This is a genomic window from Citrobacter sp. Cpo040, assembly GCF_030332915.1.
Classification (GTDB): Bacteria; Pseudomonadota; Gammaproteobacteria; order Enterobacterales; family Enterobacteriaceae; genus Citrobacter; species Citrobacter portucalensis.
The window spans coordinates 42,217-63,793 of sequence record NZ_JAOWGX010000034.1 but is presented as its reverse complement, the minus strand read 5'-3'; the positions used below and the strand labels follow the sequence as shown (position 1 = coordinate 63,793).

The window sequence follows — 21,577 nt, the reverse complement described above, 5'->3', positions numbered from 1 at the left end:
CGCACATTCCGATAAAATGAGTTTCTGAATGTGTCAAACTGGTTATTCACCGCCCATTTTGTGGCGGTGAACTTTACTCGCATTAGTGATTAATTACGAGCTTTAAAAAAAGTCAGTTAACGAACAGATTGCAGGCGAGAAGCGTCGATGTGAAACAGGCGGGCAAAGTTATCAGTGGTTGCCTGCGCCAGTTCTTCAACGGCAACACCTTTCACTACGGCCAAGTACTCTGCAACGTCACGAGTCATGGCGGGCTGGTTCTCTTTTCCACGATGCGGTACAGGCGCAAGGTAGGGAGAATCCGTCTCGACCAATAACCGGTCCAGAGGAACATAGCGGGCGGCATCACGGAGCTGCTCTGCATTTCGGAACGTGACGATGCCGGAAAACGAGATATAGAATCCAAGGTCCAGCAATTTGCCCGCCGTTTCTCTGTCCTCTGTAAAACAGTGTAGTACGCCGCCACAATCCGTCACTTTTTCTTCGCGCAGAATAGACAGCGTATCGGCTCGCGCATCGCGGGTATGCACGATAACCGGCTTCTGTAACTCACGGCCGATCTGAATATGGTGGATAAAAGATTCCTGCTGGCGCACCTTTGTTTCCGGCGTGTAAAAATAGTCCAGCCCGGTTTCTCCCATCGCCACAACCCCCTCTTCGGCGGCAAAACGACGCAGGTCCTCAACATCATAGGTTTCATCCTGATTTAACGGATGCACGCCGCAGGAGAAAACCACATTATCACGCTCACCGACCAGTTCGCGCATACTGCGATATCCTGGCAGAGTGGTCGCAACGGCAAGACAGAATTTCACATCACGTGCGGCCGCTTTTGCCAGCACGTCATCCACGTCCTTATGCAGAGATTGATAATCCAGGCCATCAAGATGGCAGTGTGAGTCGACTAAAAACATAATGTCTCTCTCAAAGATGGGGAACAGGCAGTACGGTGCCTGGTTGCAGGTAATGCTCAATACGAAGAATAAGATCGGTTAACACCAGCTCACGGTTTACGCCTGTTACGTTCAGCAGTTGCTGACGACAATGACAAACGTCACCGAGTATCGCCTGTATCTGGGCAACGGATAACCGTTCTGCGATAGAAGATATCAGGTCCAGCGCATCAGGATTCGTTAAATGGGAAACGCCATACGGACGTTTCAACGCATCGGTCAACAACGTTGCCAGCCAGTGTAAACGGGTGGCAGCCTGATCGTGGTTTAACGCCGCGAGCAAGATATACCAGTCGCCTTCGTTTAATGTGTTCCCCAGTGCCGCACAAAAATCTGTGCGGTGCGCCCAGCTTTCAGCCTGTAACAACGTAAGTGCCGCGCCAGGCGAACCTGCGCTCAGGCGCAACGCGCTAAGCAGCGCTTCTGACGACGCAGTCACCTCACGAGCAAGCCAGGAGATCGCATACGACTCCGGAGGTGGCGCAAGATGATGTAACCGGCAACGACTGCGTAATGTCGCCAGCAAGCGAGCTGGCTCTGTGCTGGCGAGGAAAAACCAGGTTTGTGCCGGGGGTTCTTCCAACGTTTTCAGCAAGGCGTTGGCGGCGGCATCGGTTAACTGGGCGGCATCCGGGATCCACACGACCTTCGCACCGCCGAGACGCGAATGCTCGTACAGCTTTTCACTGACTTCGCGTACCGCATCAACCCCCAGCGTGCTTTTGCCTTTTTCCGGCAGCAACGAATAGTAGTCAGGGTGCGTCCCCGCCTGCATTAGCTGACAGCCGCGGCACTGTCCGCAGCTTTTATGCCCTTCCGGCTGCTGGCACATTAAATAGCGGCTGAGGGCGTAAATCAGCGCGTCGTCGCCCATTCCGGGTAACGCCTGAATCAGTAACGCATGGTGACCACGACCCGTCTGGTAGCTGGCTACCAGTTTTTCAAAATCCGGTCGTAACCATGGGTACCATTTCATGCGCCCTGCTCCTTCACCCATTGGGTGATGGTATGACGGATATCAGCCATCACAGCCTCCAACGGCTGCGTAGCATCTATAGTACGAATACTGGCGTCTTTGGCAGCCAGCTCAAGATAGCGCGCGCGGGTACGATTAAAGAAGTCGAAAGATTCCTGCTCAATACGATCCAGCTCGCCGCGGGCACGGGCACGCTTCAACCCGACTTCTGGTGTCACATCCAGATAAATCGTCAGGTCCGGGCGAAAATCACCAAGCACCGCATCGCGCAAGGTTGCCAGCATATTTTGATCGATACCGCGTCCGCCGCCCTGATACGCCTGGGTCGACAGATCGTGACGATCGCCAATTACCCACGCGCCTTTCGCCAGTGCAGGTTTAATAACGGTTTCGACCAACTGTACACGCGCCGCGTAAAACATCAGAACTTCGGCTTTATCGGTAATGACCTCGTCACCGACCGATTTAATATCCAGCACCAGACTTCTTAGTTTCTCAGCCAGCTGCGTTCCACCAGGTTCGCGGGTGAAAACCATGTCACGAATACCGAGTTGCTCAAGTGTCTCCACCACCACGTTACGCGCGGTGGTTTTTCCGGCGCCTTCCAGGCCTTCAATGACGATATAGTTACTGCCCATTTTTTTCCTTAAGCACTTTCAGGTAATCCTGCACGGACCGGTTATGGCTGGCAAGATTGGTGTTAAACGTGTGGCCGCCTTTACCGTCAGCCACAAAATAGAGATACGGCGTTTTTGCCGGATGCGCCGCGGCCTGCAATGAAGCCTCTCCCGGCATGGCAATCGGGCCAGGTGGCAGTCCCGTAATGGTATAGGTGTTATAGGCGGTCGGGGTGTCTAAATCCACACGCGACAATTTGCCATTATACCGTGTACCCATCCCGTAAATCACGGTCGGATCGGTTTGTAAACGCATACCGATACGTAAGCGGTTAATAAAGACCGAAGCCACCTGGTCGCGCTCGCTGGCAACCGCAGTTTCTTTTTCAATAATAGAAGCCATGGTTACCAGCTGATTTTTGTCCTGATAAGGCAGACCATCAGCGCGCCCCTCCCAGACAGTATCCACCGCTTTAACCATTTTCTGATGCGCGCGTTTTAGCAACGCTACGTCAGTAGTATTGGCGGTATACATCCAGGTATCTGGCCAGAACCAGCCTTCTACCCATTGCGGGTTTTCCAGCTTAAGTGCCTCGGCCACGGTCTCATAGCTATCGTCGCTTAACGTATGTTTGATATACGGGGCATCACGCAGCTGTTTGAGGTAATCGCTCAGGCGCATCCCTTCAACCAGACGTAACGGGAACTGCGCCTCTTTGCCGCTTTCCAGCAGTTGCAGCATGTCCCGCACCGTCATGTCAGGCGTGAAGCGATATGTTCCGGCCTTAAAATGCGACAGCTCGGGCTCCACACGCAGCAGCCACTGGAACACGCGCGGACGATTGATAACTTTGTCTGCATACAGCTGTTCGCCGAGAGCCAGACGGCCCGTCCCCGCTTTCAGCGTAAAAATCGTTTCTTCTTTAATCAATAATTTGCTGTCCGCCAGATGGCGAACTTTCCACATTCCCACTCCAGCGGCAATGCCCAGCACAACCAGCAATAACAGGACAACAAGTAACAGTTTTTTCATGACTAATTCGGGTGCTCACAAAGTGGGGCTAAATAATCGAATAACAAACGTGAAGACAACAATGTGTCGCCACAGGCACGCACGGGAATAATGGGCATTAACGCGTTACAGACGACGATTTCATCAGCCTGCATTATCTCCTCCAACCCGGCATACACTTCGACAATACTGAATGGCGATTGTGCCAGCATCCGGATACAGAATTGTCGCATAATACCGTTCACTCCGGCCTGGTCCAGCCGGGGCGTGTAAACCACATCGCCTTTACGCCAGAACAAATTAGCCGCACAGCATTCCGTAACCCATCCCTCGCTGTCAAGAACCAGCGCTTCATCGGCGTCCGTCTGTTCAAGATGAGAGCGAATCAACACCTGCTCCAGTCGATTCAGGTGTTTAAGCCCGGCAAGCAGTGGATTACGTCCCAGCCGAACAGGGCTTAGCGCCAGCGTAATGCCTTCTTGCCGCCAACGATCGTAATGATCGGGCCAGGCTGAAACGGAGAGGATGCGTGTGGCACTATGACAATTTTTGCCACTGTAACCCCGGCCTCCACTGCCACGGCTGATAATCACCTTCAACACACCGCGTACGTGCCCTTTCGCCAGCATTTTCATTTCATTTTGCAGCTCGGACCATTCTTCAAAAGAGATCAGCAGTTTTTGGCAAGCGTCTTGTAAACGCTCAAGATGCGCTGCAAAGAGAGGGATTTCACCGTCGATAATACAGGCAGTGGTAAAACAGCCATCACCAAACTGGGTCGCTCGATCGCTTGCGGCCAGCATATCTTGCTCGCAGCCATTAATTAAGAACATGGTGGCTCCTTATATCTGGTCCGCTAGTTTGGCAGGATGAGTAACACAGGACAAGGGCGGAAAACCGAATAAAAAAAGGCCCGACAAGCGGACCTTTTCAATTTGCTATCGATGCTAGCGCATCACCTGACGGACTTAAATCTTTTTAAAGATCAAAGAGCCGTTGGTACCACCGAAGCCAAAGGAGTTACACAGCGCATACTCCAGACCACTAACCTGACGCGCTTCGTGAGGTACGAAGTCCAGGTCACAACCTTCATCCGGGTTATCCAGGTTGATGGTTGGCGGAATAGCCTGATCGCGCAACGCCAGGATAGAGAAAATTGACTCTACCGCGCCCGCCGCACCCAACAGGTGTCCGGTCATGGATTTAGTGGAGCTTACCATTACACGGCTTGCCGCATCGCCAAAGACAGATTTCACTGCCTGGGTTTCCGCTTTATCGCCCGCTGGGGTGGACGTACCATGTGCGTTGACATAGCCAATCTGACCCGCTTCGATAGCCGCATCGCGCAGTGCGTTGACCATTGCCAGCGCAGCGCCTGCACCGTTTTCCGGTGGCGACGTCATGTGGTAAGCATCGCTGCTCATACCGAAGCCAACGACTTCAGCATAGATTTTTGCACCGCGCGCTTTCGCATGCTCGTACTCTTCCAGTACCACCATGCCAGCGCCGTCGCCCAGCACAAAACCGTCACGCTCTTTGTCCCATGGGCGGCTTGCCGCTTGCGGATTATCATTACGCGTAGACAGTGCACGTGCCGCGCCAAAGCCACCCACTCCCAACGGCGTACTGGCTTTTTCAGCACCACCCGCAACCATCGCGTCTGCGTCGCCGTATGCAATGATACGTGCGGCATGACCGATGTTATGCACGCCTGAAGTACAGGCTGTCGCGATGGAGATGCTTGGCCCTTGCAGGCCGTACATGATGGTCAGGTGACCAGCCACCATGTTAACAATCGTCGACGGAACGAAGAACGGGCTGATCTTACGCGGTCCACCGTTTACCAGTGAGGTATGGTTTTCTTCGATAAGACCGAGACCGCCAATACCAGAGCCGATAGCGGCGCCAATACGATGAGCGTTCTCTTCCGTAATTTCGAGGCCAGAATCCTGCATGGCCTGAACGCCAGCGACAATTCCATATTGAATGAAGGCATCCATCTTGCGCTGTTCTTTGCGCGAGATAATGTCTTCACAGTTAAAATCCTTTACTAAGCCAGCAAATTTCGTTGCATAGGCGCTAGTATCGAAATGGTCGATCAGGCTGATGCCACTCTGACCGGCAAGGAGAGCTTTCCAGGTAGACTCTACGGTATTGCCGACAGGAGACAACATGCCCAGTCCGGTCACAACTACACGACGCTTAGACACGGTTGTCCTCCAGGGAGGGAAAATAATTCAAGTGGGATAAAAAGATAAAACTCAGGCGGTCGAATGACCGCCTGGAGATGTTCACTTACGCCTGGTGGCCGTTGATGTAATCAATGGCAGCCTGAACGGTAGTGATTTTCTCAGCTTCTTCGTCCGGAATCTCAGTATCAAACTCTTCTTCCAGAGCCATTACCAGCTCAACGGTGTCAAGAGAATCTGCGCCCAGGTCTTCAACGAAGGAAGCATTGTTGGTTACTTCTTCCTGCTTAACGCCCAGCTGTTCGCCGATAATTTTCTTAACGCGTTCTTCGATAGTGCTCATACTCTTAAATTTCCTATCAAAACTCGCTTTCGCGATGGTTTTCGTAGTGTATAAAATGTTGAAAAATTTGCAACTAAATCCCGGCAGGTCTTACCACGATTTTACGTTATTTTGAGGCCAAGACCTACAATAACGCAAATATTTTTCATCGTGGTTAAACCATGTACATCCCGCCGTTGACGTGCAAAGTCTCACCTGTGATGTAACTTGCTTCGTCAGAAGCTAAAAATGCAACCGCACTGGCGATTTCCTGAGCGCCGCCAAGGCGACCCGCAGGAACCTGCGCCAGAATACCCGCACGCTGATCATCAGACAGCGCACGCGTCATGTCCGTTTCAATAAAGCCCGGAGCAACAACGTTTACAGTAATGCCACGAGACGCAACTTCGCGCGCCAGTGATTTACTGAAGCCGATCAGACCCGCTTTCGCCGCAGCGTAGTTAGCCTGACCCGCATTTCCCATGGTACCAACCACAGAACCGATAGTGATAATACGCCCATGACGCTTTTTCATCATAGCTCGCATTACCGCTTTTGACAGACGGAAAACAGATGACAGGTTGGTTTCGATGATATCGTTCCACTCGTCATCTTTCATGCGCATTAACAGGTTATCACGAGTAATCCCGGCATTATTGACCAGGATATCGACTTCACCAAATTCTGCGCGAATATTTTCCAGAACAGATTCGATAGATGCCGGATCGGTCACATTCAACATCAGACCTTTACCATTTGCACCTAAGTAATCGCTAATGGCCTGCGCGCCGCTTTCGCTGGTAGCAGTACCGATAACTTTCGCGCCACGGGCAACAAGTGTCTCAGCAATTGCGCGGCCAATGCCACGGCTTGCACCGGTAACCAGCGCGATTTTTCCTTCAAAACTCATGGTCTTCCTCTTTTATTGCTCTAGCGCCGCAGACAGTGCCGCCGGCTCATTCAGTGCCGAAGCAGTCAGGGTGTCAACAATACGTTTCGTCAGACCGGTCAGAACTTTACCCGGACCAACTTCATACAGGTGCTCTACGCCCTGGGATGCCATAAATTCAACGGTTTTAGTCCACTGAACCGGGCTATACAGCTGACGAACCAGCGCATCGCGAATTGCGTCTGCCGTAGTTTCACACTTCACGTCGACGTTGTTCACAACCGGAACAGTCGGTGCGTTAAAGATGATTTTCTGCAGCTCAACGGCCAGTTTCTCAGCGGCAGGCTTCATCAGCGCGCAGTGAGAAGGAACGCTGACCGGCAGCGGCAGCGCACGCTTAGCGCCCGCGGCTTTACAGGCAGCACCAGCACGTTCTACGGCTTCTTTATGCCCGGCAATAACCACCTGACCCGGTGAGTTAAAGTTTACCGGTGAAACCACCTGGCCTTCGGCAGACTCTTCGCACGCTTTAGAGATAGCAGCATCGTCCAGACCGATAATAGCAGACATGCCGCCAGTGCCTTCCGGAACCGCTTCCTGCATGAATTTGCCACGCAGTTCAACCAGACGTACGGCATCGGCAAAACTGATAACACCCGCACATACCAGCGCAGAATATTCGCCCAGGCTGTGACCCGCCATCAGCGCAGGTGTTTTACCCCCCTGCTGCTGCCATACGCGATAAAGCGCAACGGATGCGGTCAACAGCGCGGGCTGCGTCTGCCAGGTTTTATTCAGTTCTTCAGCCGGACCTTGCTGAGTCAACGCCCACAGATCATAGCCCAGTGCAGCTGATGCTTCAGCAAATGTTTCTTCAACAATTGGGTAGTTTGCTGCCATTTCAGACAACATCCCAACGGTCTGGGAACCCTGCCCCGGAAACACAAATGCAAATTGCGTCATGATTAAATCCTTATACTAAAAACGAACCAGCGCGGAGCCCCAGGTGAATCCACCCCCGAAGGCTTCAAGCAATATCAACTGCCCAGCTTTAATACGCCCGTCGCGGACGGCTTCGTCCAGCGCGCACGGTACGGAGGCAGCAGAGGTATTACCATGTCTGTCGAGCGTCACGACAACATTATCCATCGACATACCCAGCTTTTTAGCTGTCGCGCTGATAATGCGCAGGTTAGCCTGATGCGGCACCAGCCAGTCCAGCGCAGAACGGTCGAGATTATTGGCTTCCAGCGTTTCATCAACGATGTGCGCAAGCTCGGTCACCGCGACTTTAAATACTTCGTTACCCGCCATCGTCAGGTGGATCGGGTTTTCCGGGTTCACGCGATCGGCGTTAGGCAGCGTCAACAGTTCGCCGTAGCGACCGTCAGCGTGCAGATGCGTGGAGAGAATGCCTGGCTCTTCTGATGCGCTCAGTACAACCGCACCAGCCCCATCACCGAAAATAATGATCGTTCCGCGATCGGTTGGATCGCAGGTACGGGCCAGGACATCGGAGCCAACGACCAGAGCATGCTTAACTGCGCCAGATTTAACGTACTGGTCGGCAACGCTCAGGGCGTAAGTGAAGCCAGCACAAGCGGCTGCAACGTCAAACGCTGGACAGCCTTTGATCCCCAGCATACTTTGGATCTGGCACGCCGCGCTTGGAAATGCGTGAGTGGATGATGTGGTAGCAACCACAATCAGACCAATTTGTTCTTTGTCGATGCCCGCCATTTCAATCGCACGGTTTGCGGCGGCAAAGCCCATCGTCGCAACTGTTTCATTTGGCGCTGCAATATGGCGTTCACGGATACCTGTACGAGTGACGATCCACTCATCAGACGTCTCAACCATTTTTTCCAAATCGGCGTTAGTACGCACTTGTTCAGGCAGATAGCTGCCAGTACCAATAATCTTCGTATACATGTACGCTCAGTCACTTTTTGGTTATATACCGCTACGAGCAAATCGCTGATACGTTGGCCACATTCACAAACGCACCGTTATCTGTGTGCTCGTGATTTTGCGCTTTCGCCACCGTCCAGCAGTTCGAATCCAGCTGGGTATACAGATTCCAGGCGAGCGGCAATTCGCTGAGGAACTTGTCGCTGCACCGCCTGCACTGCCTGTTCAATCGCGACTTCAAATGCTCGCTGATTGGCCGCACCATGACTCTTAATCACCGTGCCGCGCAATCCTAACAGACAGGCGCCATTATACTGGTCGGGGTTGAGGTGACTAAATCGCCTTGTCAGGCTTTTTTGTAACCAACGTTTTAATAACAGAAGCCACCACGACCGTTTTTTGCCCTCACCCTGAGATTTCAGCAGTGAAAGGAACATTCTGACAACACCTTCCATCGTCTTTAATGTGACATTACCTGTAAAACCGTCACAGACCAACACATCGGTTTTGCCAGTCAGTAACTCATTGGCTTCAAGATAGCCGATATAATTAATGGAAGGGATTGTTTTTAGCACAGCTGAAGCATCTCGAATACTGTCGAGACCTTTCGTTTCTTCTTCGCCGATGTTGAGTAACGCTACGCGAGGATTGGCAATGCCAACAACCTCTTCTGCCAGCACGGAACCCATGACGGCAAATTGCACCAACATCGTGCTATCACAATCTACGTTGGCGCCCAAATCCAGCACCACCGTTTTGCCCTTTTGCTGATGAGGTAACACCGTCACCAACGCAGGACGCTCAATCCCCTCAAGAGGTTTGAGCAATAACTTCGCAAGTCCCATGAGTGCGCCCGTATTACCGGCGCTGACACAAGCTTGTGCCTGACCTTCTTTCACGAGCTCCAGGGCAACACGCATTGAGCTTCCACGACTGGCGCGAATAGCTTGCGAGGGCCGGGCATCACTGGCAATAACTGACTGAGCAGGGATAATCTGCAGACGCGAACGTTGTTCGAAGTCAGCTTTGGCAAGTAATGGCGTGATTGTATCGGGATCCCCGACTAAAAGAAGTGTGAGTTGCGAATTAGAATTCAGTGCCTGCAATGCTGCAGGCACTGTCACGGTAGGGCCAAAATCTCCCCCCATGACATCTAACGCCAGGGTTAGACGTGTCAAGGTATCGTCGCTGCCCGGTTAGGTGTTTCCCCAGTTACCCGGGGAAAGCCTCACTAAGCTTCATCACGCGTTCACTCTTTGTCTTTCTCACCAGAAGTGGGAAAGCCATTGAGTCATGCGTGATTACTTAGCGATTACCTTACGGCCACGGTAGAAACCGTCGGCAGTGATGTGGTGACGCAGGTGTTGTTCACCAGAAGTTTTGTCTACAGACAGGCTGGTGACTGCGGTCAGAGCGTCATGAGAACGACGCATGCCACGTTTGGAACGGGTTGGTTTATTCTGTTGTACGGCCATGGACCTTACTCCTCAATTACTTACGCTTTAAGCTGGCTAATACGGCAAATGGGTTTGGTTTTTGCGCTTCATCAGGCAATTCGCCAAAGACCATGTCCGCCTCGGACACTTCACAGTGTTCAGAATCATGCACCGGAACTACCGGCAAGGAGAGGATAATCTCATCTTCAACCATTGCAAGCAGATCGATTTCACCGAATTCGTTAACCTCAATCGGCTCATACGCTTCCGGGAGTGCTTCAGCCTGCTCGTCAGAACGGACAGGACTAAAACAATATGTTGTGTGAACATGAAGTGGGAACGGTTTCCCGCAACGCTGACATTCGAGCGTAACCGATACCTTCGCATCACCGGTTATAACGGCGAGACGCTGGTTATCGATAGCGAACGACATGGAGCATTCCACATCACTGTCCACACTGACTACAGAATCGGCGACGCGCTCAACCAGATCAGAAGTATAGATACCTTCATAATCGAGGCGTTTTTGAGCCGTACGAACCGGATCAAGAGTCAGGGGTAATTTTACCTTTTGCATAGGGCGCGCATATTAACTTTGTAACGTCATATAGTCAAAGAAAAAGGCAGCCTGTGGTTGCCTTTTGCCAATAATTCGCACACATTGCGGGTCATCGACTTAAAATCGCTCAAGACAAGCCACTACAGCCAGCTTGTAGGTCGAAGTCCATAGTTTAAAATGGCTCTCATCAATACGCTATATGCGAGGGAAAAAATATGCCTCAACTTATTCTTGCTTCTACCTCCCCCTGGCGTCGCGCTTTACTCGAAAAACTGGCAATCCCGTTTGAATGCGCTGCGCCAGAGGTTGATGAAACGCCGTTGCCCGGCGAAGCACCACGCCATTTAGTCTTGCGACTGGCGCAGAAAAAAGCGCAATCTCTCGCCCACCGTTACCCATCGCATCTGATTATTGGCTCCGATCAAATTTGTGTTCTTGATGGTGAAATAACCGGCAAACCATTAACTGAAGAAAATGCGCGCCAACAATTACTCAAAGCCCGTGGCAATATTGTGACGTTTTACACCGGACTGGCGCTGTATAATTCTGCGACCGGACATTTACAAACTGAAGTAGAACCTTTTGACGTCCATTTCCGTCATTTAAGCGAGGCGGAAATTGATGATTATCTGCGCAAAGAGCGCCCGCTCCATTGTGCAGGTAGCTTCAAAAGTGAAGGGTTAGGTATTGCACTCTTTGAACGCCTGGAGGGTCGTGACCCAAATACCCTGATCGGTTTGCCGCTTATCGCGTTGTGTCAAATGCTGCGGCGGGAAGAGATGAACCCGTTGAATGCCTGATTGATCTGCCTGATGGCGACGCGATGCGTCTTATCAGGCCTACGACGCATCACACGATTGTAGGCCTGATAAGCAACGCGCATCAGGCTTTACTGCGTAAAACTTCGAGGCAGCGCTTCAATTGCTTATCCATCGGCGCCTCAATACGCATCACTTCACCCGTTCCCGGATGGGTAAATTTCAACGCTGCGGCGTGCAGGAAAAGTCGATTCAACCCCGTATCCGCCAGTTGCTTATCGAACTCACGGTCACCGTAGCGATCGTCAAAAGCAATTGGATGACCGGCATACTGGGTATGCACACGAATCTGGTGCGTACGTCCGGTCACCGGGCTACAGCGCACAAGCGTGGCAAACGCATAGCGCTCTTCCACTTTAAAACGTGTTTCTGACGGTTTGCCTTCCTGGTTCACCCGCACGATACGCTCGCCACTTTGCAGAATGTTCTTTAACAGCGGCGCCTGCACGGTTTTGACATGCGACTGCCATTGGCCTCGAACCAGCGCGAGATAGTCTTTCTGCATGCCTTTTTCACGCAGTTGTTCATGCAATGAACGCAAGGCTGAGCGTTTTTTGGCAACCAGCAGCACGCCGGAGGTATCCCGGTCGAGGCGATGCACCAGTTCAAGGAAACGCGCTTCCGGGCGCAGTGCTCGTAATCCTTCAATGACGCCAAAGCTTAACCCGCTTCCGCCATGTACGGCCGTACCTGAAGGTTTGTTAAGCACCAGAATGTGGTCATCTTCATATAAAATGACGTCGGTCAGCGCCGCGACCTTTTGCAGGTTCGGTGAAATGGCCTCTTCTTCACGTTCAGCGACACGCACAGGTGGAATACGCACAATATCCCCGTCTTCGAGTTTGTACTCGGGTTTAATGCGTTTTTTATTCACCCGCACTTCGCCTTTACGCAAAATGCGATAAATCATACTTTTCGGCACGCCCTTAAGCTGGGTGCGCAAAAAGTTATCGATGCGTTGCCCTGCTTCGTCGGCAGTAATGGCAACTGTTTTTACGGCTGGAGTCTCTGTTTTCATGGGGGCCGATTTTAAATAGCCATCAAGATTCGCGCCACACATTTTTCTATGCTTATATTAACTGCTATACCCTATTACTTAAGTTTGACATAGCCGATTTGGTGGTTATTAAAGCAATCACTACGCGGAAGTGAAAAAACTGTGAGTAACCGGGTGATAAATGGCAAAAGTCATCTTGCTATAACAAGGTTAGCAGTGGAATAATGAGGTTGTTTCCGTGTTGAATCTTGTTAAAACAAGAACTTTTCCGGAATGACCCAATTTTGCCCGACCGATCATCAACGCAGCAATGGCGTAAGACGTATTGATCTTTCAGGCAGTTAGCGGGCTGCGGGTTGCAGTCCTTACCGGTAATATGGAAGCTTTTCTGGAGAGTAACACCCAGACTGTTCCCCTGATAATTGCGCTGTGTTTCCGTATGAAATGCAGGCAACCGACACTCTGCGCCTCTTTGAGCTGACGATAACCGTGAGGTTGGCGACGCGAATAGACACGAGGCCATCGGTTCACACCCGGAAAGGCATTACTCTGCCCGCAGCTTAGTCGTCAATGTAAGAATAATGAGTAAGTTACGATGAAAAGAATGTTAATTAACGCAACTCAGCAGGAAGAGTTGCGTGTCGCCCTTGTAGATGGGCAACGTCTGTACGATCTGGATATCGAAAGTCCTGGACACGAACAGAAAAAAGCCAACATCTATAAAGGCAAAATTACACGTATTGAACCGAGTCTGGAAGCTGCTTTTGTTGACTACGGCGCTGAACGTCACGGTTTCCTCCCGTTAAAAGAAATTGCCCGCGAATACTTCCCCGCTAACTACAACTCCCATGGTCGTCCCAACATTAAAGACGTGTTGCGCGAAGGTCAGGAAGTCATCGTTCAGATCGATAAAGAAGAACGCGGCAATAAAGGCGCTGCGCTGACTACCTTTATCAGCCTGGCGGGTAGTTATCTGGTTCTGATGCCGAACAACCCGCGCGCGGGCGGTATCTCCCGTCGCATTGAAGGCGACGACCGTACCGAATTAAAAGAAGCGCTGGCAAGCCTGGAACTGCCTGATGGCATGGGGCTTATCGTGCGTACCGCAGGGGTCGGCAAATCCGCCGAAGCACTGCAGTGGGACCTGAGCTTCCGCCTGAAGCACTGGGAAGCGATTCAAAAAGCCGCTGACAGCCGCCCTGCTCCGTTCCTGATCCACCAGGAAAGCAACGTTATCGTTCGCGCTTTCCGTGACTACTTACGTCAGGACATCGGCGAAATCCTTATCGATAATCCGAAAGTGATGGAGATGGCACGTCAGCACATCGCCGCACTGGGTCGTCCGGATTTCAGCAGCAAAATCAAACTGTACACCGGTGAAATCCCGCTGTTCAGCCACTATCAGATCGAGTCTCAGATTGAATCCGCGTTCCAGCGCGAAGTGCGTCTGCCGTCCGGCGGCTCAATCGTTATTGACAGCACAGAGGCACTGACCGCTATCGATATCAACTCCGCGCGCGCAACTCGCGGCGGCGACATCGAAGAAACTGCGTTCAACACTAACCTTGAAGCAGCCGATGAAATTGCCCGTCAGCTGCGCCTGCGCGACCTCGGCGGTCTGATTGTAATCGACTTCATTGATATGACGCCGGTTCGCCACCAGCGCGCGGTTGAAAACCGTCTGCGCGAGGCCGTACGCCAGGACAGAGCGCGTATTCAGATCAGCCATATTTCTCGCTTCGGTCTGCTGGAGATGTCTCGTCAGCGTCTGAGCCCGTCTCTGGGTGAATCCAGCCATCACGTGTGCCCACGCTGTTCCGGCACCGGTACCGTACGTGATAACGAATCACTGTCGCTGTCTATTCTGCGTCTGATCGAAGAAGAAGCACTGAAAGAAAATACGCAAGAAGTTCATGCTATTGTTCCTGTGCCAATCGCCTCTTACCTGCTCAACGAAAAACGTACCGCGGTTAATGCTATCGAAACGCGTCAGAATGGCGTGCGCTGTGTGATCGTGCCAAACGATCAGATGGAAACCCCGCACTATTCTGTGCTGCGCGTACGTAAAGGGGAAGAAACACCGACCCTGAGCTACCTGCTGCCGAAACTGCATGAAGAGGCAATGGCATTGCCGACGGAAGAAGAGTACGTCGAGCGTAAACAGCCTGAGCAACCGGCGCTGGCCACCTTCGCCATGCCAGACGTTCCGCCAGCCCCTGCTCTGCAGGAACCTGCCGCGAAAGCCACCGCGCCTAAAGCTGCAGCAGCAACCGCAGCCGTTGCCGCACAACCCGGTTTGATTAGCCGTTTCTTTGGCGCACTGAAGTCCATCTTCGGTGGTAGCGAAGAATTGAAACCGGTTGAACAACCTGCGCCGAAAGCTGAAGAGAAAACCGAACGCCAGCAGGATCGTCGTAAACCGCGTCAGAACAATCGTCGCGACCGTAACGATCGTCGTGATAACCGTGATAATCGCGGTGACCGCGACAACCGTAGCGAACGTTCAGAAAACGGCGAAAACCGTGAAGATAACCGCCGTAACCGTCGTCAGTCCCAGCAGCAAAATGCGGAAGCTCGCGATAACCGCCAGCAAACCACTGATGTTGCAGACAAAGCGAAATCCGGTGATGAACAGCAGGCGCCGCGTCGCGAACGCAACCGCCGTCGTAACGATGACAAGCGTCAGGCTCAGCAGGAAGTTAAAGAGCTGAACCAGGCTGAACAACCTGTGCAGGATACTGAGCAGGAAGAGCGCGTACGTCAGCCTCAAACCCGCCGCAAACAGCGTCAGTTGACTCAGAAAGTTCGTTTCACAGACAGCCCGGCGGTTGAAGCCGAAGTGGCTACTGTTGCTGCAATCGCTGAAACTGCTGTTGCTCAACCAACAGAACAGCCGGTACCGGCACAGCGCACCGAACTGGCGAAAGTTGATCTGCCAGCCGTCGTTGCGACTGAGCAGGAAGACAACAGCGAAGCTCGTGACTCCAACGGTATGCCGCGTCGTTCTCGCCGCTCTCCTCGCCATCTGCGCGTCAGTGGACAGCGTCGTCGTCGTTACCGTGACGAGCGTTATCCGGTTCAGTCGCCGATGCCGTTAACGGTCGCCTGCGCATCTCCTGAATTAGCGTCCGGTAAGGTTTGGATCCGCTACCCTGTTGCACGTCCTCAGGATCAGCAGGTTGAAGAACAGCGTGAACAGGAAATGGTCCAGCAGCAAGCTGCACCTGTCGCCGTAGAGCCTCAGGTTGCTGCCGCTGCCGTTGAACACATTGTGGATACCCCTGCGCTGGTTGAAGCCGTGCAACCAGAGGTTGTCGTAGCTGAGCCTCAGGCCGCCGTTGTTGAAACCACACAGGTTGAAACCACGCATCCAGAAGTGATTGCGACCCCAGTCGAGGAACAACCGCAAATTATCGCTGCATCTGATGCGCCCGTAGCAGAAGAAATCGCCGCTGAAGCCGAACCTGTGGCTGACGTTGTGACTGCACCGGTTGCCGAAGAGCCTGCAGAGGTGGTTATTCCCCAGCCAGAAGTGGTTGAAGAGATTGCTGAAGTTGTGGAAACAGCGCCAGCTGTTGAAGAGGTTGCAGCGCCGAAAGTCGTTGTTGCCGCGCCTGTCGTCGAAACTGAAGTCGTTAAGGCTGAAGTTGTCGCAGCAAGCGCTGATGCTGAACACCTGCATAGCCATGCAACCGCGCCAATGACCCGCGCTCCGGCACCGGAATATGTGCCAGAAGCGCCGCGTCATAGCGACTGGCAGCGTCCGGCATTCGCCTTTGAAGGCAAAGGTGCCGCAGGTGGACATAGCGCAACGCATCAAGCGACTGCGCCAGCAACACGTCCACAGCCTGTTGAGTAAGCCATAATCAATATCAAAGCCGGCCTTCGGGTCGGCTTTTTTATATCTGATCTACGCCTTTCATCCCCGTCAGCTGCGGCATAACATCCTTCATTAGGGCCAGAAACTTGCGTAAGCGGGTCGGATAGTAACGCGCCCACGGATAAACCAAATGTACAGGCAACGGCGCCGCATGCCACTCAGGTAGCAACGCAACCAGACGTCCGTCGGCAATATCCTCCGCCACCATCCAGCTTGAAACAATAGTCACTCCCAACCCCGCCAGCGCGGCATTTCTTGCGACATAAATACTGTCTGTGCTTAATCTGGGTGAAATATTCAGCGTGACTGGCTCATTACGCAATTGGTGCAACAACGAAACGCTATGCTGATAAAACGTGTTCACTGCAATCCAGGGCAGCGCTGATAACTGCTCAGGATGAGAAAGCTCGCCATATTGCTCCAGCAGTCCTGGACTCACCACCATACTACGGGGAACTTCAGCCAGTAAGACGGAAACCGTGGCCGGATCCACCTCAGCACCAACCCTGATCGCGCAATCAATATTATCGCTCAGAAAATCAACGGTTTTATCGTTGAGCATCCACTCTACTGCCAACTGGGGATAGCGCGAAAGAAACTGCAAAAGCGGCTCAAGTAGTTGTTGTTGCCCGAAGGCATGCGGTGCGCGGACTCGCAACGTCCCCACCGGTTCATCTTCTGTGACATTAAGTCCATCTTCCAGCGCCAGCCAGGCATCAATAATCTTCTTAGCATGCTGATAGCCTCTTTCGCCGTCGTCGGTCAATTTCATCGCATGCGTGGTACGCATAAGCAGTTTCACACCCAGCAGCGTCTCCAGCGATTGCAGCCGTCGGCTAACGGTCGCCTGTGTCGTCCCTATCTGTTTTGCCGCTGCCGAAAGCGATCCTGCTTCGACAATACGTACAAACGTACGCATTAGCTCCACCCTGTCTATACGTTCATTTTTTATCATTTTCAGTTTCATCATACGTCTGACGTATAACTGTTTTACCACTGCGCTCGCTACCGCACCACTCGCTTAAGGATAAAAATAGCCGCACATCCTGTGATTGAGGAATCATTTGTGAACACACATACCGCACTTTCCCGTTGGGTCATTTTTGTTCTGGCAATGGGCGCCGGATTCAGCGTGGCCGCTATTTACTACGCCCAGCCTCTTCTGCCTTTAATGGGTCAGGATCTGGCCTTAAGTCTCACCGGTATGGGGTTGGTCCCGACGCTGACCCAGGCGGGATATGCGTTAGGTATATTGTTTTTATTGCCATTAGGCGATCGTTATGACCGCCGGACATTAATCCTGCTGAAAAGCATCTCTCTTGCCGCGCTGCTGCTGGCCTGTAGCTTTACCGGTCAGTTGCATTCGCTATTACTGGTGAGTCTGCTGATGGGAATGGCGGCAACCATGGCACAAGATATCGTTCCCGCGGCGGCTATTCTGGCGCCGGAAGGCAAACAGGGAAAAACGGTGGGCACGGTGATGACAGGCCTGCTGTTGGGGATTTTACTCTCACGTACCGTCAGTGGAGTGGTGGGCGAAGCGTTTGGCTGGCGCGAGATGTATCAACTCGCTGCCGTCAGCATTGCCATAATTACCGCGATTATGTGGAAAGTACTGCCTCGCTTTACGGTCCATTCCACGTTGAGCTATCCATCATTAATGTTCTCAATGGCGCAACTTTGGCAACGATATTCCACCTTGCGCCGCGCAGCACTGGCACAAGGCTTTCTGTCCATTGCTTTTAGCGCCTTCTGGTCTACGCTGGCGGTAATGTTATCTGAGCATTACCACATGGGTAGCGCTATAGCGGGTGCTTTTGGTATCGCGGGAGCAGCCGGAGCGCTTGCCGCACCGTTGGCGGGTCATCTTGCCGATAAAGTAGGTGCGGCAAAAGTAACGCAATTGGGTGCTTTGCTGGTAACGGCATCTTTCGCTCTGATGTTTTTGTTACCCGCCCTGCCCGTTCAGGGGCAGTGGCTGCTCATCGCCCTTTCGGCGGTAGGTTTTGATCTCGGATTGCAATCCAGCCTGGTTGCTCACCAGAATCTGGTCTATAGCCTGGAGCCTCTGGCACGAGGACGATTGAACGCTCTGCTGTTTACGATGGTGTTTATCGGTATGGCGCTGGGTTCGGTTCTCGGAAGTCAGGTCTACGCCCTGGCCAATTGGGAAGGTGTCGTTGCGTTGACTACCTTCAGCAGTGCAATTGCATTGGTCATAAGACTGACGGGGAACCCGTCGCTTAGTAAGACGTCGGTTGCCTAAAAAAATGCCCGCTCCGGGGTGTTAAAGGAGCGGGCAGACAAACATACCCAGTTTCAAGATATGTTCAAAAAGAGTTATTACCGATTAAGCTGGAACAACGACATTCCCTGCATATCGGTAAATGCTTTATAGGATGCCTGTAGCGCAGCCTGCTGCATGACATAAGACGAGATCGCGGCGTTCCAGTCGACATCCACCAGATTACTCATCTGCTGGGTTTGGCCTAATGCACGATCGGCGCCCAGTGAATCCAGCGAGCTTAATTCACTCAGCTGCGTACCTAATTCTGCACGAACGGACAGGACGTTATTCAACGAGTTTTTCAGGCCACGGTTGGTTTTATCAATGGCAGCAGCGGCTTTGTCTTTTGCCACATCATCACCCGCAATCGGGATTTTGAGCTCTGCAATCGCGCTATCCAGCATTTTAAACAGGTTCTTTTCCTGAGTGCCGCCACCAGGTTCCGGTACCGCGTTGCTTGTCAGGTTGGCGAATACTTTATCGCCAGTATGACCAATCACCATGGTTCGGGAGGCATCGACCTGTTGGGTAACGTTTGTTGTACCGCCGCTGTAAGCGCCATCTGCCTGGGCAAACGGTGCGGATTCTGTTTTATATCCACCGAAAATATAGCGACCATTACCGTCGGTACTGTTTGCCAGGTTCATCAGCTGATCGCGGATCCCCTGTAGGTCGGTGGCCAGCGATGCACGGTCGTCATCACTTAACGTTCCGTTCCCGGCATAAACGATTTTTTCCTGTGCAGCCTGAATTGCCGTCGTCACCTGGCTCAGAACATTCTCTTCCAGCGACACCTTTTGCGTCGCGAATGAGCGTGCCAGCGTATATTGGCTGTTCTGCGCCTGAGCCTGAGAAAGTACCACGGCCTGCGAGGCGGCAATCGGATCGTCTGATGGGTTGATCACGCGTTTGCCCGTTGACATCTGCTCGCCGAACTTCATCCATTCAGCCTGAGAGTTAGTGATGCCACGCATATTCTGCTGGTACATCATCTGGGTGCTGATACGCATTGTGTCCCTCTCCCTTAGCGGATATTAATCAGTGCATCAAACAACGCATTCGCGGTCTGCAGCACTTGCGCGTTAGCCAGGTAATACTGCTGAAAACGCTGTAAATTACCGTACTCTTCGTCGAGGTTAACGCCGGAAATAGACTGTTGCTGCCGGTAAAGCTGTGTCACCACGTTGTTCTGGGTGGTGGCACTGGTTTTCAGCGTAGCGGTTTTGTTCCCGACATCGCTTACCAGCGTGGCATATGCATCGTTGAAGGTCTTATTGCCGACAGTCGCTTTGGTTTGCAGATCTAACAGTTTCTGACCGTTACGGTTGTCGCTCTTGCCTTTATCGATGGTGGGGTCCGTATCATTTTTAGACACTTGAGCCATGGCGATTTTCGACTCATCGGTCACCATAACTTTCATATCAACGATAGCGTTACTCACGGGTTTTACAGTAAAACTGTCATTAGCTTTCGCGCCAGCATTAACGGTGATTTCCATCCCGTCAAAGGACATTTTTCCACCGGTAACGGTGGCTTTGAAGCTGGTATTATCCGCCAGGCGAGTAACCTGCCAGTCCTTCCCATCAAAAACGATTTTATAGTCTGTCGCCTGTACAGCGGAGCTGTCAGTGATCTTAGCGCTTAACGATCCTGTGCCCGTATTTTTCGCGTTGTTGAAGACTTCCGGGCTGCCGATAGCAAAGAAATCCTTACCCTGATCGCCGTTGGCATCAAAACCTTCTTTATGCTGGGCGTTAAATGCACTGGCAAATGCAAGCGCCAGTTGGCCGAGGGTATTACGCGTCTGATCCAGCTCCTGAGAACGGAAGGTGAGCAGCCCACCCAGTGAACCGGTATTCAGCAGTTTCTCCGGAATTTCAACAGCTCCGGCAACGCCATCAACGTAGGCCACGGTTGTACGATTAGGATCATCGCTGGAAGGCACTGCCGCCAGTTGACGTGCATTGCTGCCCTGCACCAGCGAATAGCCGTTGGCCATGGTCAGGTTGTAAGTGCCACCATCCTGAATGCTGACTTCAACACCGACAATCTGATTCAATTCACTGACCAGCTGATCGCGCTGATCAAGCAGGTCGTTAGGAGACGCACCTGCGCCGACGCCTGTCATACGAGAAATCTGGTCGTTGAGGCTGGCAATTTGTTTCGAATAGTTGTTGATCTGATCAACGCTGGCTTTAATCGCGGTATTGACCTGCTTATCCTGATCGCGCAGATACTGGTCGGTCGTTTTAAACTGATTTACCAATCCATCAGCTTTACCGATTAGCGCCTGGCGTGCCGCCGGATCTTCGGCGTTGCTGACCAGCGTTTGCAGGCTGGTAAAAAAGTCCTGCATGGAGGTCGAAATAGAACTGGTTTTGCTGGAGAGCAGATTGTCGATTTTTGACATTTGCTCATAACGTGTCGTCAGACCGCTGCTCTGGTTCTGCGCTGCTCGCAACTGGTTAGTGATAAAGGAGTCATATTCACGTTGTACACCAGAAACATAGACACCATTGCCTACCCAGCCCCCCGCACCCAGCGTGCTGTTCGCTTGCGCCATAATTGTCGTCTGTCGGGTATATCCGGCAACGTTATAGCTGGAGATGTTGTTACTGGCAGTATTCAACGCGGCCTGCGCTGCGCTGAGTCCACTCATCGCGTTATTAATCAAGCTGGACATGGAGGTTCCTTGTAATCCTTCAATACTCGTTATTATCGGCAGCAGGTC

At 52.3% G+C, this 21,577-nt stretch carries 20 protein-coding genes; 3 read left to right on the top strand and 17 right to left on the bottom strand.

The genetic code is table 11. The annotated features are described in order from the left end of the window. Window positions 1-116: 116 nt before the first annotated feature. From OGX86_RS04995 to yceD, 13 genes are all read right to left on the bottom strand, one after another. On the bottom strand, window positions 117-914 hold the full coding sequence (locus OGX86_RS04995) for a metal-dependent hydrolase (RefSeq protein ID WP_048214455.1): 798 nt from the start codon (window positions 912-914) through the stop codon (window positions 117-119). A 10-nt stretch (window positions 915-924) separates the two neighbouring features. Next, complete coding sequence (gene holB, locus OGX86_RS04990) at window positions 925-1,929, bottom strand: DNA polymerase III subunit delta' (protein WP_286639453.1); 1,005 nt, start codon at window positions 1,927-1,929, stop codon at window positions 925-927. Then, the gene (gene tmk, locus OGX86_RS04985; protein WP_048214457.1) at window positions 1,926-2,567 is read right to left on the bottom strand and encodes a dTMP kinase; all 642 of its coding nucleotides are present in this window, start codon (window positions 2,565-2,567) and stop codon (window positions 1,926-1,928) included. The genes holB and tmk overlap by 4 nt, the downstream gene beginning before the upstream one ends. Beyond that, on the bottom strand, window positions 2,557-3,579 hold the full coding sequence (gene yceG / locus OGX86_RS04980) for a cell division protein YceG (protein ID WP_008784373.1): 1,023 nt from the start codon (window positions 3,577-3,579) through the stop codon (window positions 2,557-2,559). Before yceG ends, tmk begins: the two co-directional genes overlap by 11 nt. Window positions 3,580-3,581: 2 nt before the next feature. Continuing rightward, on the bottom strand, window positions 3,582-4,391 hold the full coding sequence (gene pabC / locus OGX86_RS04975; RefSeq protein ID WP_286639450.1) for an aminodeoxychorismate lyase: 810 nt from the start codon (window positions 4,389-4,391) through the stop codon (window positions 3,582-3,584). Window positions 4,392-4,526: 135 nt separating this feature from the next. Further along, complete coding sequence (fabF, locus tag OGX86_RS04970; protein WP_003036260.1) at window positions 4,527-5,768, bottom strand: beta-ketoacyl-ACP synthase II; 1,242 nt, start codon at window positions 5,766-5,768, stop codon at window positions 4,527-4,529. 85 nt (window positions 5,769-5,853) lie between these two features. Continuing rightward, complete coding sequence (gene acpP, locus OGX86_RS04965; protein WP_000103754.1) at window positions 5,854-6,090, bottom strand: acyl carrier protein; 237 nt, start codon at window positions 6,088-6,090, stop codon at window positions 5,854-5,856. A gap of 154 nt (window positions 6,091-6,244) precedes the next feature. Continuing rightward, on the bottom strand, window positions 6,245-6,979 hold the full coding sequence (fabG, locus tag OGX86_RS04960; protein WP_003036255.1) for a 3-oxoacyl-ACP reductase FabG: 735 nt from the start codon (window positions 6,977-6,979) through the stop codon (window positions 6,245-6,247). Window positions 6,980-6,991: 12 nt separating this feature from the next. Then, a complete protein-coding gene (fabD, locus tag OGX86_RS04955) occupies window positions 6,992-7,921 on the bottom strand; it encodes an ACP S-malonyltransferase (RefSeq protein ID WP_286639448.1) in 930 nt (309 codons plus the stop codon). Window positions 7,922-7,936: 15 nt separating this feature from the next. Next, entirely contained in the window at window positions 7,937-8,890 is a 954-nt protein-coding gene (fabH, locus tag OGX86_RS04950) for a beta-ketoacyl-ACP synthase III (RefSeq protein WP_003832181.1), read from the bottom strand. A gap of 77 nt (window positions 8,891-8,967) precedes the next feature. After that, window positions 8,968-10,047: a phosphate acyltransferase PlsX gene (gene plsX / locus OGX86_RS04945; protein WP_071846967.1), complete on the bottom strand. Its 1,080-nt coding sequence runs from the start codon at window positions 10,045-10,047 to the stop codon at window positions 8,968-8,970. Between the two features lie 123 nt (window positions 10,048-10,170). After that, window positions 10,171-10,344 (bottom strand): 50S ribosomal protein L32, encoded by a 174-nt coding sequence (gene rpmF / locus OGX86_RS04940; protein WP_003036242.1) that lies wholly within the window; start codon window positions 10,342-10,344, stop codon window positions 10,171-10,173. 16 nt (window positions 10,345-10,360) lie between these two features. After that, on the bottom strand, window positions 10,361-10,882 hold the full coding sequence (gene yceD / locus OGX86_RS04935) for a 23S rRNA accumulation protein YceD (protein ID WP_003036239.1): 522 nt from the start codon (window positions 10,880-10,882) through the stop codon (window positions 10,361-10,363). 197 nt (window positions 10,883-11,079) lie between these two features. On the opposite strand from yceD, the gene OGX86_RS04930 reads away from it, so the two are divergent. After that, on the top strand, window positions 11,080-11,664 hold the full coding sequence (locus tag OGX86_RS04930) for a Maf family protein (protein ID WP_003832177.1): 585 nt from the start codon (window positions 11,080-11,082) through the stop codon (window positions 11,662-11,664). 82 nt (window positions 11,665-11,746) lie between these two features. On the opposite strand, the gene rluC is transcribed toward OGX86_RS04930, so the two are convergent. Continuing rightward, window positions 11,747-12,700, bottom strand: a complete 954-nt coding sequence (gene rluC / locus OGX86_RS04925; RefSeq protein ID WP_003036228.1) for a 23S rRNA pseudouridine(955/2504/2580) synthase RluC — start codon at window positions 12,698-12,700, stop codon at window positions 11,747-11,749. A 574-nt stretch (window positions 12,701-13,274) separates the two neighbouring features. Between rluC and rne the strand changes: the two genes are divergently transcribed. After that, window positions 13,275-16,538, top strand: a complete 3,264-nt coding sequence (gene rne, locus OGX86_RS04920; RefSeq protein WP_286639446.1) for a ribonuclease E — start codon at window positions 13,275-13,277, stop codon at window positions 16,536-16,538. A 40-nt stretch (window positions 16,539-16,578) separates the two neighbouring features. Here the strand turns inward: rne and OGX86_RS04915 are convergent, their stop codons facing one another. Next, entirely contained in the window at window positions 16,579-17,526 is a 948-nt protein-coding gene (locus tag OGX86_RS04915) for a LysR family transcriptional regulator (protein WP_373660851.1), read from the bottom strand. A gap of 99 nt (window positions 17,527-17,625) precedes the next feature. On the opposite strand from OGX86_RS04915, the gene OGX86_RS04910 reads away from it, so the two are divergent. Continuing rightward, window positions 17,626-18,825, top strand: coding sequence for an MFS transporter (locus OGX86_RS04910; protein ID WP_286639439.1), 1,200 nt, complete (start codon window positions 17,626-17,628; stop codon window positions 18,823-18,825). A gap of 77 nt (window positions 18,826-18,902) precedes the next feature. On the opposite strand, the gene flgL is transcribed toward OGX86_RS04910, so the two are convergent. Beyond that, window positions 18,903-19,856, bottom strand: a complete 954-nt coding sequence (gene flgL / locus OGX86_RS04905) for a flagellar hook-associated protein FlgL (RefSeq protein ID WP_048226966.1) — start codon at window positions 19,854-19,856, stop codon at window positions 18,903-18,905. Between the two features lie 14 nt (window positions 19,857-19,870). Beyond that, a complete protein-coding gene (gene flgK / locus OGX86_RS04900; RefSeq protein ID WP_048214465.1) occupies window positions 19,871-21,529 on the bottom strand; it encodes a flagellar hook-associated protein FlgK in 1,659 nt (552 codons plus the stop codon). Window positions 21,530-21,577: the final 48 nt, after the last annotated feature.